The sequence below is a fragment of the Streptomyces sp. NPDC020958 genome, assembly GCF_055562175.1.
On record NZ_JBVHFU010000001.1, the window covers coordinates 25,974 to 39,191 of the forward strand.

Sequence of the window (13,218 nt, forward strand, 5' to 3'; positions counted from 1 at the left end):
CATTGTCACCGGGCGGAGCGGCGGGGCCGCCCGGGGGTGGTGCGGTGTTCGCTCAGGCCGCGGTCATCACGCTGCCGGCACCGAGCGGGCGGTGCGGGGCGATGATCTGGCCGTCGGGCAGGAGCTCACCGGTGTCCTCGAAGAGGAGAACGCCGTTGCACAGCAGGCTCCAGCCCTGCTCCGGGTGGTGCGCCGTGAGGCGGGCGGACTCCCGGTCGGCGGATTCGGCGGTCGGACACGGCGGTTGGTGCTGGCACATGGGTGGGGTCTCTCGCTTTGTCGTGGTCATGTCGGTCCCCCGTGGTGACGAGTCGGTCGTGAACCAGTGTTGCCCTCCGGGCGTTGTTCCGCAGGGATTTCGCGGCACCGCTTCTCACAGGTTTCAGACGCGTCACCCGGCCGGACGGTTCATCTCCACCGGCTTGTCCCTTCGGATGGTTTTCCATGGCCGGATGGGGCTAGTTCTTCTCTTGCGAGCGGTGAATTGCTCGTACGAGCAATTCACCGCTCGCAAGAGAGGCGGTCTCTCAGGCCGGTGTGATGAGCAGGGGTGCCGGGGTGACGCGGTCGGTGAGCACCGGCAGCAGTTCGGCCACCAGGTGGGGCCGGTGGGCCGCGATGCCGGGCGGGGCGGGTGCCAGCGGGACGAGCAGGTCGGTGTCGGCCGGGTGGCCTTCGGCGCCGTCCGCCGTGCAGTCGCCGTGCAGCCACAGGGTGAGCATGTACAGGCCGGGTAGGGACAGCAGACGGGGCTGGTACGTCCCCGGCAGGGCCTCCGCCTGGTGCAGGGCCCGCTCGGTGGAGGTGATGTAGGGCCCCTCGAAGAAGTGCGAGAAGGCCCAGCCGTCAGGGGTGAGCATCGTCTCGGCCGCGGCCACCGCCCGGTCGCCGCAGCGGATCAGGAAGCGCCAGCCGGCCAGCCGGGTGGCGGACATGCCCTCCGGGGTGATCCGGTCCAGTACATGCACGGGCAGCGGCAGTTCGGGGGTCACGGGACCCTGGGCGGTGCGCAGGGAGGGGGTGCGGGCCTCGTCGACCGCGGTGGGGGAACCGAGGGCGGTGAGAACGGAACGCAGTGCGGGCGCGGGGGCAGGAGGGACTAGCAACGGCATGGTGGGTCGCCTCTCATTCGACAGGCGCGGTGGCGCGAGGGCGGGGGCGGACGGCGCTGTCAGCTCACAGGGGGTCAGAGAGGCGGCGGCCCGGTTCGGTGAAAAGAGGTGCGGACGGTGCCGGCCGCACGCGCTCGGACGGCAGGAACCAGGACCGTGGGCGCCAGCCTTCTGCCTTGTTCGCGGAGTTTATACGACACGTGTTCAGGTGGTGTTTCACCAGGCGGTTGCGCAGAACAGAACAAGGTGCAATTCGGTCATTGATTCGTGGGGAATCCTCCCGATTTACCGCCTGCCGCGACCCCGCTGGCCTCGGAATCCGAGGCTCTCGCGGTCGGCCGAATGTCGTCGGCGTTTTTCACGAGGAGAACGGGGAACCCGCAGTTGCGTGATGCCCCATGCCGCGTGAATGTGCCGCAGGACACATTCCAACAGAGTAGCGGGTGTCCGTCCTGCGCGCGACGTTATCGATCGCCCGGGCTGGGCATCATCCCACCTGGACCCGGGACACCGGCGGCCGGAACTCGGTCCGCCCATTCGAGGAGGGACACTTCGATGGGGGAGAAGGTCGTGGCGGGCCGGTTCGACCTGTCCGATCGCCAGCGCTACCGCGAAAAGCTCCAGGACTGTCTGTCGGGGCTGGAGCGGCTGCTGGTGGAGAAGCAGTTCGACCGCCCCAAGAACCTCATGGGTGTCGAGATCGAATTGAATCTCGCCGGTGCCGACGGTATGCCGAGAATGCTGAACGGGCAGGTGCTCGAACGCATCGCGAGCCGTGATTTCCAAACAGAACTCGCCATGTTCAATCTGGAAGTCAACATCGCTCCACACCGGCTCGGCGGCCGGGTATTCGACCGGCTCGCGGAGGAACTCCGCACCTCCCTCGCGTACGCGGACCGCAAGGCGCGCGAGGTGGACGCCGGCATCGTGATGATCGGCATCCTGCCGACGCTGGAGCGGGACGACCTGGTCTCCGCGAACCTCTCCGAGGTCGACCGTTACACCCTCCTCAACGACCAGATCGTGGCCGCCCGCGGGGAGGACTTCCGGCTCGACATCGAGGGCGTCGAGCATCTCGTGTGCACGTCCAAGTCGATCGTCCCGGAGGCCGCGTGCACGTCCGTGCAGCTGCACCTCCAGGTCACCCCGGGCCGCTTCGCGGACGTGTGGAACGCGGCGCAGGCGGCCGTCGCCCCGCAGATCGCCGTGGGCGCCAACTCCCCCTTCCTCTTCGGCCGCGAACTGTGGCGGGAGTCGCGGCCCCCGCTGTTCCTCCAGGCCACCGACACCCGCCCGCCCGAACTCCAGGCACAGGGCGTACGGCCGCGCACCTGGTTCGGTGAACGTTGGATCAGCTCCGCGTACGAACTGTTCGAGGAGAACCTGCGCTTCTTCCCGGCGCTCCTGCCGATCTGCGACGAGGAGGACCCGCTGGCCGTGCTCGACGCGGGCGGGGTGCCCAAGCTCGCCGAACTCGTCCTGCACAACGGCACGGTGTACCGCTGGAACCGGCCCGTCTACGGCATCGCCGACGGCGTCCCCCACCTCCGGGTCGAGAACCGGGTCCTGCCCGCCGGCCCCACCATCACCGACGTCGTCGCCAACGCGGCGTTCTACTACGGTCTGGTCCGCGCGCTCGCCGAGGAGTCCCGCCCGGTGTGGACGCGGATGCCGTTCTCCGTCGCCGAGGCCAACTTCGACGCGGCGTGCCGGGACGGGATCGACGCCCGGCTGGTCTGGCCGCGCCGGGCGCGGTACGGCGGCGGTACGGCGGAGGTGGACGCGGTCACCCTGGTCCGCGACGAGTTGCTGCCGCTGGCGGCGGCGGGGCTCGACGGGTGGGGGGTGGAGCCGGCCGACCGGGACTTCTACCTGGGTGTGATCGAGGAGCGTTGCCGACGGCGGGTCAACGGGGCCTCCTGGCAGGCGGCGACCTTCCACCGGGCGCTGGAGCGGGGACTGCCGAGGGATGTGGCGCTGGCCGGGATGACGCGGCGCTATGCCGAGCTGATGAACGCGGGGGAGCCCGTGCACACGTGGCCGGTGGGGTTATTGGAACCGGCGCTGACGGTGTGAGCGGTACGCGGACACCGTGACGGGCCCGCTTTCCGTGACGGGCCCCCTCCCTCCAGGGGGCCGCCCGTGCCTCCTCGGTCTCCATCGGGCAAGCTGTGACGACCCACGGCGTGGGATTTGCTCGACTGGAGGCAGGTGTGCAGGTGGAGGCGGGTTCAGTGGCCGGTTCTTACCCCGTGGAACGGCCCTCGCAGCGCATGTTCAGGGACGAGACGCTGCTGGTGCTGGGGCTGTCTCTCGGGGCGAGCGGCGTGTCGGCGCTGATCAGCTTCATCGGGTCGGTCACCAAACCGGGCGGGCTCAAGGACCAGGCGGCGACCCTCAACGCGTCCGCCGCGCCCGGCCGCCCCTGGCTGGACCTCGCCTGGCAGCTGTTCGGCATCGCCAGCGCGCTGGTCCCCGTCCTCCTGGTGGCCCACCTGCTGCTCCGTGAGGGCGCGAGCCTGCGCACCCTCGGCTTCGACCGGACCCGCCCCTGGCCCGACCTCGGGCGCGGCGCGGGCGTCGCGGCGGTGATCGGCAGCACCGGAATCGCCTTCTACCTGGCCGCACGCGGACTCGGGTTCAACCTCACGGTGGTGCCCGAGGCGCTGCCCGGCGTGTGGTGGAAGTACCCCGTACTGATCCTGTCCGCGATGCAGAACGCCATCCTCGAAGAGGTCATCGTCGTCGGCTATCTGCTGCGCCGCCTGGACCAGTTGGGGTGGACCGCCGGTACGGCGCTGGTGGCCAGCGCCGTTCTGCGCGGGTCGTACCACCTGTACCAGGGGATCGGCGGCTTCATCGGCAACATGGTGATGGGCGTCGTCTTCGTCTACCTGTACCGGCGGTGGGGCCGGGTCGGCCCCCTGGTGGTGGCGCACTCGCTGCTCGACATCGGCGCGTTCGTGGGGTACGCGCTGCTCGCCGGCAAGGTGGGCTGGCTGCCTACGGCGTGAGCAGTTCCCCGTCGATGACGGTGACCGCGCGCCCGGTGAGCAGGACGCGGTCACCGCGCAGGCCGGTGCGGACGAGTCCGGTACGGCGGGAGGCCTGCAGCCCGGTCAGGTCGTCGCTGCCGAGCCGGGCCGACCAGTGCGGCGCGAGGGCGGTGTGCGCGCTCCCGGTCACCGGGTCCTCGTCGATGCCGACGTTGGGGAAGAAGCAGCGGGAGACGTAGTCGTAGCCCCCGGCCGGGTCCCCGGCCCGTGCGGTGGCGATGATCCCGCGCTCCGAGTAGGCGCCGAGGGCCCGGTGGTCGGGGGAGAGCCCCAGCACCGTCTTCTCGTCGGCGAGTTCCACGAGCAGGTCCCCCACGTTCGGGCCGGTGTCGAACACGGCGACCGGTTCGGAGCCGAGCGCCTCGGCGACCCCGTCGGGGGTGTCGACGCGGGTGAGCGGTGCGGTGGGGAAGTCCAGGGTGATCGAGCCGTCCGCGCCGGGGGTCGCGATCAGCACGCCGCTTCGGGTGGCGAAGCGCACGGCTCCCGGGTGCGCCCCGGTCGTGCTCAGCACATGGGCGGTGGCGAGCGTGGCGTGACCGCACATCGCGACCTCCGTGACGGGGGTGAACCATCGCAGCGCCCAGTCGGCGTCCGCGCCCTCGGGCAACGGGTGCGCGAAGGCGGTCTCGGCGTGGTTCACCTCCATGGCGACGTTCTGCATCCAGCCGTCGTCGGGGAAGGTGTCCAGGAGGACGACCCCGGCCGGGTTCCCCGCGAAGACCCGCTCGGCAAAGGCATCGACGATTCGAATCCGCATGCCCCAGACGCTAGGCCCGCTGCCCTGCGGCCACCCAAGGCCAATTCACGGCTCCTGGCCCGATTCCCCCCAGGAGGCCGAACCGGTTCACCCGGCCGGGTCGGTGCGGGGCTTTCGGGGCGGGGATTGTTTCGTGGTTCCTCCGGCAGGCTTCGGCCGGGGCACCGCCAGCACCCCAGACCGCGACGGTGCTTCGTGGGCAGCGCCGGGGATCGCGCGGCGACCCACGACGGTGCCGCGGTGGGCACTCGGTCGCCTGGCACGACGGCGCTTCGCGGGGGCGCGGGGAACTGTGCGGGCACGCACGGCGGTGCCGCACCCGACGCCCGACCCTCCGCCCGCAGCCCCTGTCGCCCGCGCCGCCGGACCTGGAAGAAGGGCCGACCCCCTGAGGAGTCGGCCCTTCTCGAACGTGTCGCTCAGTCCGTGCCCAGCTCCATGGCGGCCCGGTCCAGCAGCTCGTCGGCGTCCGGCGCCGCCTCCCCGCGGGACGCGATCGCCTCGGCGCCGCCCTCCGGCATGGTGCCGATGAGACCGGTCGCCGCGGCCTGTGCGGCCCCGATCGCCGGGTTGGCGGAGCCGATCAGACCGAGCCCCGCGTACTGCTCCAGCTTCGCGCGGGAATCGGCGATGTCGAGGTTGCGCATCGTGAGCTGGCCGATCCGGTCCACCGGACCGAACGCGGCGTCCTCGGTGCGCTCCATCGAGAGCTTGTCGGGGTGGTAGCTGAAGGCCGGCCCCGTCGTGTCGAGGATCGAGTAGTCCTCGCCGCGCCGCAGCCGCAGCGTCACCTCACCGGTGACCGCCGCGCCGACCCACCGCTGGAGCGACTCCCGGATCATCAGCGCCTGCGGGTCCAGCCACCGGCCCTCGTACATGAGGCGTCCGAGCCGCCGGCCCTCGTTGTGGTACTGCGCGAGGGTGTCCTCGTTGTGAATCGCGTTGACCAGCCGCTCGTAGGCGGCGTGCAGCAGCGCCATGCCCGGCGCCTCGTAGATCCCGCGGCTCTTCGCCTCGATGATCCGGTTCTCGATCTGGTCCGACATGCCGAGCCCGTGCCGGCCGCCGATCGCGTTCGCCTCCATGACCAGCTCGACGGCGGTCCCGAACTCCTTGCCGTTGATCGTCACCGGCCGGCCCTGGTCGAAGCCGATGGTCACGTCCTCGGGCAGGATCTCGACCTCGGGGTCCCAGAACCGCACGCCCATGATGGGGTCGACGGTCTCGATGCCGTTGTCCAGGTGCTCCAGGGTCTTCGCCTCGTGCGTGGCGCCCCAGATGTTGGCGTCCGTGGAGTACGCCTTCTCCGTGCTGTCCCGGTACGGCAGCCCGTGCGCGAGCAGCCACTCGGACATCTCCTTGCGGCCGCCGAGCTCGGTCACGAAGTCCGCGTCCAGCCAGGGCTTGTAGATCCGCAGGTGCGGGTTGGCGAGCAGCCCGTACCGGTAGAACCGCTCGATGTCGTTGCCCTTGAAGGTCGAGCCGTCGCCCCAGATCTGGACGTCGTCCTCCAGCATCGCCCGCACCAGCAGGGTGCCGGTGACCGCCCGGCCCAGCGGGGTGGTGTTGAAGTACGCCCGCCCGCCCGAGCGGATGTGGAACGCACCGCAGGTCAGCGCGGCCAGGCCCTCCTCGACCAGCGCGGCCCGGCAGTCGACCAGGCGCGCGATCTCGGCACCGTAGGTGTGCGCACGGCCGGGCACCGACGCGATGTCGGGCTCGTCGTACTGACCGATGTCGGCGGTGTAGGTGCACGGGACGGCGCCCTTGTCGCGCATCCACGCGACCGCGACCGAGGTGTCGAGCCCGCCGGAGAAGGCGATGCCGACGCGCTCGCCGGCGGGAAGGGAGGTGAGGACCTTGGACATAGGAAGAGTATGCATGAGACCGCATGGTCATGCAACGTCCCTGTTGGGGCTGCTGCCGTCAGTCGGCAGGGGTTGTCAGGCGAGCGGTTGCGATATATCGTTGAGGCATCGCGAACGATACGCGACAGATCAACGATGGAATGGAGTGATTCCCATGCGTTCCCACGGATTCGAGCGTGGACACGGACACGGACGCGACGACCGCCGCGCGGCGTTCGGGCCCTTCGGTCCCGGCGGTCCCGGCTTCGGCCCCGGTGGGCCCGGTTTCGGGCCGGGCCACTGGGGGCCGCGAGGGCGCGGCGGACCCAGGGGGAGGGCGCGGCGCGGTGACGTACGGGCCTCGATCCTGGCCCTGCTGAAGGATCGCCCGATGCACGGCTACGAGATGATCCAGGAGATCGCCGAGCGAAGTGGCGGTGCGTGGAAGCCCAGCCCCGGCTCGGTCTACCCCACCCTCCAGTTGCTGGAGGACGAGGGTCTGATCGCCAGTGAGAGCGAGGGCGGCAAGAAGCTGTTCTCCCTCACCGACAGCGGCCGAACCGCCGCCGACGAGGGCCCGGAAGCCCCCTGGGAAGAGGCGTCCCGCGGGGTCGACTTCGAGGCGCTCGGGGAGATCCGCCAGGCCGGCTTCGGCCTGATGGAGGCCTTCGGGCAGGTCTGGAAGACCGGCACCAAGGAACAGCGCGAGAAGGCGCTGGCCGTCATCAACGAGACCCGCAAGAAGCTGTACCTCATCCTCGCCGACGAGGACTGACCGGCAGCGGGCCGGCGGCGCACCGGGCGCCCCGCGGACCTCCGCGGGGCGCCCCGCGCGTGCGGAGGCGACGTGTGCGGCCCGGCTCAGGCCACCAGGGTGCCCAGCTTGCGCAGCGACTCGTTCAGCGCCGCCGTCGCCGAGTCCTTGAGCTTGCCCGCCATCAGCGACACGGCCGCGCCCGTGAACTCGCCGTCGATCCGCACCCCCGTAGCCTCCCCGTCCGGGGTCAGTGTGTAGCGCGTCGCGACGGTCACCGCCATCGGGCCCTTGCCGCGGATCGCCAGCACCCGGGCCGGCTCCAGTTCCTCGATGGTCCACTCGACCTCCGCCGGGAAGCCCATCAGCTTCATGTTCTCCTGGAAGGTGCCGCCCACCGCCAGGGTCTCGGGGCCGCCCTTGGGGAAATTCGTGTGGGTCGTGTTCCACTCTCCGTACGCCGGCCAGTCGGTGAGCTGGGCCCACACCTTCTCGGCCGGTGCCTGGATGCGTGCCTCCGCGCTGACTTCGGCCATGGGGCCACCCCTTCGTGTCGGGCTACGGTGCGCGGAACGTAGCCGCAGGACCTCGAACATTCAATACTGATGAACCGTCAGAAAATGTCGCGGTCGCGGGTGCGGTCGTGTCCGAACCGGCCTGATCTCATCCGTAAGGAGGAGATTCCGGCGCCCGCCGTCCACTCTGCGTGGGACGCGAGAATGCTTCCCCCCGAGGATGACGCGGACGCCCGGGATTGATGAGGTGGAGGAGTGCAACCCCGTATTCCCCGCCAGCCCGCACAGGACCATGGCGGCATCCACGCGGACGACGACGCCGGACTCGGTGCCGAACTGGCAGCGGTGGTCGCCGGTGCGCGGCGCCGGGCCGTACGGGACGGGGACCGCCAGGTCGACACCGCCCACCTGCTGCACTCCCTGATCGAGAACGACCCCGAGGTCCGCGGCGTCATCGGCGACGCGCAACTCGCCCGGCTGCTCGGCTACCTGGTCCAGCGCAGCATCGGCTACGGCCTGCGCTGGCAGGGCGGGATCGAGGACTCCGGCGCGCTGCCGGCCCTCACGTCACCCGAAGGCAAGGGGGACGGCGGCTGGTCCCCGGTGGCGGCGGCCGCCGTCGAGTACGCCCGCAGCCGCGCCCGGCGCCGGGGCGGCGTCCGCGCCCACGGCGTCGACCTCCTCGCGGGCCTGGTGGGCGACCCGCGGTCGCGGGCCGTCGAGGTCCTGGAGCGGGCCGGGGTGGCCGCCCGGGAGCTGGCCGTGCGGATCGACGGGGACGACGGGCTGCGGGACCCCAGGCTGGAGAACCGCACGTCCAGCCGTTGAGACAGGTGCCACAGGGGGTGACGCTCATGTCGCCCCCTGGCATCATGTGCCGGTGCGGACCACTGACAGCAGCCACCACGGAAAGAGCCTCGGCCTCTTCCTCGCCTTCGGTTCGGCGCTCTCCTTCGGCGGCTCGGGCGTCGCGGCCAAGCCCCTGATCGAGGCCGGGCTCACGCCGCTGCACGTGGTGTGGCTCCGGGTGGCCGGTGCCGCCCTGGTGATGCTTCCGCTCGCCGTCCGTCACCGTGACCTGCCGCGCCACCGGCCCGCGCTGCTCGCCGGGTTCGGCCTGCTGGCCGTCGCGGGCGTCCAGGCCTGCTACTTCGCCGCGATCTCCCGGATACCCGTGGGGGTGGCGCTGCTCGTGGAGTACCTCGCTCCCGCGCTGGTGCTCGGCTGGGTCCGGTTCGTGCAGCGGCGGCCGGTCACCCGCGCCGCCGCGCTCGGTGCGGTCCTCGCGGCGGGCGGCCTGGCGTGCGTCGTGGAGGTGTGGTCCGGGCTGCGCTTCGACGCGCTGGGACTGGCGCTGGCGCTGGGCGCGGCCTGCTGCCAGGTGGGGTACTTCGTGCTCGCCGACCACGGTGGGGGCGACGGGGTGGACGCGCTGGGCGTGATCGCGTACGGCCTGCTGGTCGGCGCGGGGCTGCTCACCGTGGTGGCCCGGCCCTGGGAGATGGACTGGTCGGTGCTGGGCGGCTCCGCGCGCATGAACGGGGTGGCCGTGCCGGCGGTGGCGCTGCTGGGATGGATCGTGCTGGTCGCGACGGTCGTCGCGTACGCCACCGGTGTGCTGTCGGTACGGCGGTTGTCCCCGCAGGTGGCGGGGGTGGTCGCCTGCCTGGAGGCGGTGGTGGCGACCGTGCTGGCCTGGGTGCTGCTGGGGGAGCGGCTGGCGGTGCCGCAGGTGGTGGGAGGGGTGGTCGTGCTGACCGGGGCTTTCATCGCGCAGTCGTCGGCTCCCGTACCCGAACCGGTGGTGGGTCCGGTCGCCGCCGGCGTGGAGGTGCGGGCGCGTGGGGGCTTGGCGCGCCCACGCGGCGGTGACCGCAGGTCCGACACGGTCCCGCGCCCCTGAAGGGGGCGCGTCGACCCACTGCTGCCCGGATCAGGCGTTGTTCAGGTACGACGGGACCGCGACGTCCGCCGGCAGGTCGTCGTTGGCGATCGGTGCGTCGTAGCCCTTGCGCAGCGGCACCACGCCCGCCCAGTACGGGAGGCCCAGGTCCTCGGGATCGTCGTTGGCGCCGCCCGTCCGGGTCTTCGCGGAGACCTCGGTCAGGTCCAGGCGGATCACCGCGGTCGCGGCCAGTTCCTTCCTGTTCGCCGGGCGGGAGTCGGCGGATCGCCCCGCCACGACGTGGTCGACCAGGGCGTCCAGGGCGAGGCGCCGCTCCTCTGGGTCGGTCACCTGGTGGGCGATGCCGTGCACCACCACCGAGCGGTAGTTGATCGAGTGGTGGAAGGCCGAACGGGCCAGCACCAGACCGTCGACGTGGGTGACCGTCACGCACACCGGGAGCCCGGGGTCGGTCTCCCCGGCCATACGCAGCGGGCGCGAGCCCGTCGACCCGTGCAGGTACAGCACCTCGCCGACCCGCCCGTAGAGCGTCGGCAGCACCACCGGCGCGCCGTCGCGCACGAAGCCGAGGTGGCAGAGGTAGCCCTCGTCGAGGATCGAGTGCACGAGCTCCCTGTCGTACGACGCCCGGTCCGCGGAGCGGGTGGGAACGGTGCGGTCGGTCCTGGGGTAGGCGGCGGGCTGGTGCGGCACGGTTCCCTGGGCGGCGGTCTCCATTGCGCTCCTTCATTGTACTAGTGCATAATCTGCTTTGTGCTAGGAGAATATCCGATCGAAGGGCGTGGCGCAGCGGAGATTGCGGCCAGCGTCGAGCGCGCGGTGGGTGCCGGGGCGCTGGAACCGGGGCAACTGCTGCCCCCGATGCGGGAGTTGGCGTCCCGCCTCGGGGTGAATCCCAATACGGTGGCGGCCGCGTACCGCATCCTGCGCGAGCGCGGGGTCATCGAGACCTCCGGCCGACGCGGCAGCCGGGTCCGGCCCAAGCCGGCCACCACCGGCCGCGACCAGATCGGCGCGGACCTGCCGGCCGGGGTGCGTGACCTGTCCTCCGGCAACCCCGACCCCGCGCTGCTGCCCGCCCTCGCGCCGGCCCTGGCGGCCGTGGCGGCGGAGAGCGACCGTGCGCCGGTCCTCTACGGCGCCGACCCGGTCGAGCCGGAGCTGGAGCGGATGTCGCGTGCCGCGTTCGCCGCCGACGGCGTGCCCTATGGCCCGGTCACCGTCGCTTCGGGCTCCCTCGACGCCGTCGAGCGTGCGCTGCTGGCCCACCTCAAGCCGGGGGACGCGGTCGCCGTCGAGGACCCCGGCTGGGCCCGCATCCTCGATCTCGTTCCCGCGCTGGGCCTGCGGGCCGTCCCGGTGGCGGTGGACGACGAGGGGCCGCGTCCCGACGGACTGCGCCAGGCGCTGGCTTCGGGGGCCCGGGCCCTGATCGTCACGGCGCGGGCCCAGAACCCGACCGGCGCCGCGGTGAGCGCCCCCCGCGCGCGTGCCCTCCGTGCCCTCCTGCGAGAACACCCGCACACCCTGCTGATCGAGGACGACCACGGGCACGGCATCGTCGACCTCCCCCCGCACCCCCTGGTGGGCGGCACCCACCACTGGGTCTTCCTCCGCTCGGTCGCCAAGGCCTACGGCCCCGACCTGCGCCTGGCCGTCATGACCGGCGACGAGGTCACGGTCGACCGGGTGCGGGGCCGACAGCGCCTGGGGCCGGGCTGGGTGAGCCACCTGCTGCAGCGCACGGTGGTCCGGATGTGGGCCGACGGCGCGATGGACGGGCCGGAGGTGGCGGCGGCCTACCGGGCCCGCCGGGAACTGCTCGTCGACGCTCTCGCGGACCACGGCATCGAGGCCCACGGCCGCAGCGGCATGAACGTCTGGGTCCCGGTTCCGGACGAGACGGGGGCGGTGGCCCGGCTGCTGCACGAGGGGTGGGGGGTGTCCCCGGGGGCGCGCTACCGGATGGCGACCCCGCCGGGCATCCGCATCACCGTCTCCACGCTGACCCCCGCGGAGACCGGACGCCTGGCGGCGGCGGTGGCGGCGGCGGTGGAACCGGGGAGGGGGCGGGTGCTGGCCTAGCTACTGTAGGGCGTGTTGCGAAAGTCCCGTCTGCCGCGCGACGCCATGCACGCTCCCCCAGCCTCCGGCCGGGGGGACCCCCGGAGCACGCACCTGACGCCGCGCGGCCCGCCCTCCGGGCGGACGACGGGGCTTTCGCAACACGCCCTGGCGGCCGCCCTCCTCAGGAGACCCTCCCCTTGGGGCGCATCTGGGTGAGCGCGGCCCCGGCCAGTACCACCACCGCTCCCACCGGCGTGCTCCACCGCAGTGACTCGCCCAGTACCGCGACGCCCGCCGCCGTGGCGATGACCGGGATGAAGTACGTGACCATCTGGGCCGTGGTCGGGCCCACTTCGGCGACCAGCCCGTACTGGACCAGCACCGCGAGACCGGTGCCGAGCGCGCCCAGCGCGGCGATCGCCAGCAGGGGCAGCCATGAGACGTGCCGGGGGAAGGAGGTGAACACCGGCGTCACCACGGCCAGCTGAACTGACGCGAGCAGCAACTGCGCACCGGTCATGGACAGATGCGAGCTCCCGGTGCCCGCCAGTGTCCGCCGCACGTAGATCCAGCCGATCGGATAGCTCAACGAGGCCAGCAGCGCCATCGCCGTGCCCGTGACGTCCAGGCCGTGGAACCCCTGCCAGGCACCCAGCACCGTCAGCACCCCGAGGAAGCCCAGGCCGAGCCCGGCGAAGCGGATCCGGGTCGGCCGGTCCTCCGACAGGGCGACCAGCGACAGGGCCATGCCCCACAGCGGTGAGGTCGCGTTGCAGATGCCGGCCAGGGTGGACGGGATGGTCAGCTCGGAGTAGGCGAAGAGCGAGAACGGCAGCGCGTTCAGCAGGAACGCGGCGACCGTCAGATGGCCCCAGGTGCGGGCCCCGCGCGGCAGCCGCTCCCGCTTCCACGCCATCGCCGCCGCCAGCACCGCGGTACCGAACACCAGCCTGCCCAGGGTGACCTGGAACGGGGCGTAGCCCTGCGTCCCCACCTTGATCAGCAGGAAGCTGAAGCCCCAGATCAGCGAAAGGGCACCGAACCGCAGGCGCCAGTCCAGGCGGGGGCGGGAACGGTCGCCGGAGAGCGTGGGCTCGGCGGCAGCGGCAGTGGTTGTCGTCACGGTGGTCATACGCCCACCATGCTGGAGTCGACGTCGTAGCACAATCGAGATTTCGACTGCGGTATCTCTTAGAATCGC

General features: G+C 71.8%; 13 protein-coding genes. 6 read left to right on the forward strand and 7 right to left on the reverse strand.

Going from position 1 to position 13,218, the window contains the following annotated elements; translation table 11 throughout:
* Positions 1 to 52: 52 nt before the first annotated feature.
* The gene (locus ACZ3KP_RS00125; RefSeq protein WP_046727224.1) at positions 53 to 259 is read right to left on the reverse strand and encodes a DUF5999 family protein; all 207 of its coding nucleotides are present in this window, start codon (positions 257 to 259) and stop codon (positions 53 to 55) included.
* A gap of 268 nt (positions 260 to 527) precedes the next feature.
* Positions 528 to 1,112, reverse strand: a complete 585-nt coding sequence (locus ACZ3KP_RS00130) for a hypothetical protein (protein ID WP_467495017.1) — start codon at positions 1,110 to 1,112, stop codon at positions 528 to 530.
* Between the two features lie 555 nt (positions 1,113 to 1,667).
* Here ACZ3KP_RS00130 and ACZ3KP_RS00135 point away from each other — a divergent pair.
* Together ACZ3KP_RS00135 and ACZ3KP_RS00140 are read left to right on the forward strand one after the other, a co-directional pair.
* The gene (locus ACZ3KP_RS00135) at positions 1,668 to 3,188 is read left to right on the forward strand and encodes a glutamate-cysteine ligase family protein (protein ID WP_467495019.1); all 1,521 of its coding nucleotides are present in this window, start codon (positions 1,668 to 1,670) and stop codon (positions 3,186 to 3,188) included.
* Positions 3,189 to 3,325: 137 nt separating this feature from the next.
* A complete protein-coding gene (locus ACZ3KP_RS00140; RefSeq protein WP_467495021.1) occupies positions 3,326 to 4,126 on the forward strand; it encodes a CPBP family intramembrane glutamic endopeptidase in 801 nt (266 codons plus the stop codon).
* Here ACZ3KP_RS00140 and ACZ3KP_RS00145 read toward each other — a convergent pair.
* Complete coding sequence (locus ACZ3KP_RS00145) at positions 4,116 to 4,928, reverse strand: PhzF family phenazine biosynthesis protein (protein WP_467495023.1); 813 nt, start codon at positions 4,926 to 4,928, stop codon at positions 4,116 to 4,118. The genes ACZ3KP_RS00140 and ACZ3KP_RS00145 overlap by 11 nt on opposite strands.
* A gap of 419 nt (positions 4,929 to 5,347) precedes the next feature.
* A complete protein-coding gene (argG, locus tag ACZ3KP_RS00150; RefSeq protein WP_358986397.1) occupies positions 5,348 to 6,796 on the reverse strand; it encodes an argininosuccinate synthase in 1,449 nt (482 codons plus the stop codon).
* A gap of 154 nt (positions 6,797 to 6,950) precedes the next feature.
* On the opposite strand from argG, the gene ACZ3KP_RS00155 reads away from it, so the two are divergent.
* A complete protein-coding gene (locus tag ACZ3KP_RS00155; protein WP_358986335.1) occupies positions 6,951 to 7,550 on the forward strand; it encodes a PadR family transcriptional regulator in 600 nt (199 codons plus the stop codon).
* 86 nt (positions 7,551 to 7,636) lie between these two features.
* Here ACZ3KP_RS00155 and ACZ3KP_RS00160 read toward each other — a convergent pair whose 3' ends face one another.
* Positions 7,637 to 8,065, reverse strand: coding sequence for a type II toxin-antitoxin system Rv0910 family toxin (locus tag ACZ3KP_RS00160; protein WP_467495026.1), 429 nt, complete (start codon positions 8,063 to 8,065; stop codon positions 7,637 to 7,639).
* Positions 8,066 to 8,299: 234 nt separating this feature from the next.
* Between ACZ3KP_RS00160 and ACZ3KP_RS00165 the strand changes: the two genes are divergently transcribed.
* Both ACZ3KP_RS00165 and ACZ3KP_RS00170 read left to right on the forward strand, forming a co-directional pair.
* Positions 8,300 to 8,872: a peptidase gene (locus tag ACZ3KP_RS00165; protein WP_467495028.1), complete on the forward strand. Its 573-nt coding sequence runs from the start codon at positions 8,300 to 8,302 to the stop codon at positions 8,870 to 8,872.
* 46 nt (positions 8,873 to 8,918) lie between these two features.
* Positions 8,919 to 9,947 (forward strand): EamA family transporter, encoded by a 1,029-nt coding sequence (locus ACZ3KP_RS00170; RefSeq protein ID WP_467495030.1) that lies wholly within the window; start codon positions 8,919 to 8,921, stop codon positions 9,945 to 9,947.
* A gap of 30 nt (positions 9,948 to 9,977) precedes the next feature.
* On the opposite strand, the gene ACZ3KP_RS00175 is transcribed toward ACZ3KP_RS00170, so the two are convergent.
* Complete coding sequence (locus ACZ3KP_RS00175) at positions 9,978 to 10,667, reverse strand: pyridoxamine 5'-phosphate oxidase family protein (protein ID WP_467495032.1); 690 nt, start codon at positions 10,665 to 10,667, stop codon at positions 9,978 to 9,980.
* Positions 10,668 to 10,703: 36 nt separating this feature from the next.
* Between ACZ3KP_RS00175 and ACZ3KP_RS00180 the strand changes: the two genes are divergently transcribed.
* Positions 10,704 to 12,035, forward strand: coding sequence for an aminotransferase class I/II-fold pyridoxal phosphate-dependent enzyme (locus ACZ3KP_RS00180; protein WP_467495034.1), 1,332 nt, complete (start codon positions 10,704 to 10,706; stop codon positions 12,033 to 12,035).
* Positions 12,036 to 12,198: 163 nt separating this feature from the next.
* On the opposite strand, the gene ACZ3KP_RS00185 is transcribed toward ACZ3KP_RS00180, so the two are convergent.
* Positions 12,199 to 13,149, reverse strand: a complete 951-nt coding sequence (locus tag ACZ3KP_RS00185) for a DMT family transporter (protein WP_467495036.1) — start codon at positions 13,147 to 13,149, stop codon at positions 12,199 to 12,201.
* Positions 13,150 to 13,218: the final 69 nt, after the last annotated feature.

Bases quoted from the DNA above. Each gene is read 5' to 3' on its own strand.
- ACZ3KP_RS00125 (WP_046727224.1), bottom strand. From the start codon at position 259: ATGTGCCAGCACCAACCGCCGTGTCCGACCGCCGAATCCGCCGACCGG.
- ACZ3KP_RS00130 (WP_467495017.1), bottom strand. From the start codon at position 1,112: ATGCCGTTGCTAGTCCCTCCTGCCCCCGCGCCCGCACTGCGTTCCGTT.
- ACZ3KP_RS00135 (WP_467495019.1), top strand. From the start codon at position 1,668: ATGGGGGAGAAGGTCGTGGCGGGCCGGTTCGACCTGTCCGATCGCCAG.
- ACZ3KP_RS00145 (WP_467495023.1), bottom strand. From the start codon at position 4,928: ATGCGGATTCGAATCGTCGATGCCTTTGCCGAGCGGGTCTTCGCGGGG.
- argG (WP_358986397.1), bottom strand. From the start codon at position 6,796: ATGTCCAAGGTCCTCACCTCCCTTCCCGCCGGCGAGCGCGTCGGCATC.
- ACZ3KP_RS00155 (WP_358986335.1), top strand. From the start codon at position 6,951: ATGCGTTCCCACGGATTCGAGCGTGGACACGGACACGGACGCGACGAC.
- ACZ3KP_RS00160 (WP_467495026.1), bottom strand. From the start codon at position 8,065: ATGGCCGAAGTCAGCGCGGAGGCACGCATCCAGGCACCGGCCGAGAAG.
- ACZ3KP_RS00175 (WP_467495032.1), bottom strand. From the start codon at position 10,667: ATGGAGACCGCCGCCCAGGGAACCGTGCCGCACCAGCCCGCCGCCTAC.
- ACZ3KP_RS00185 (WP_467495036.1), bottom strand. From the start codon at position 13,149: ATGACCACCGTGACGACAACCACTGCCGCTGCCGCCGAGCCCACGCTC.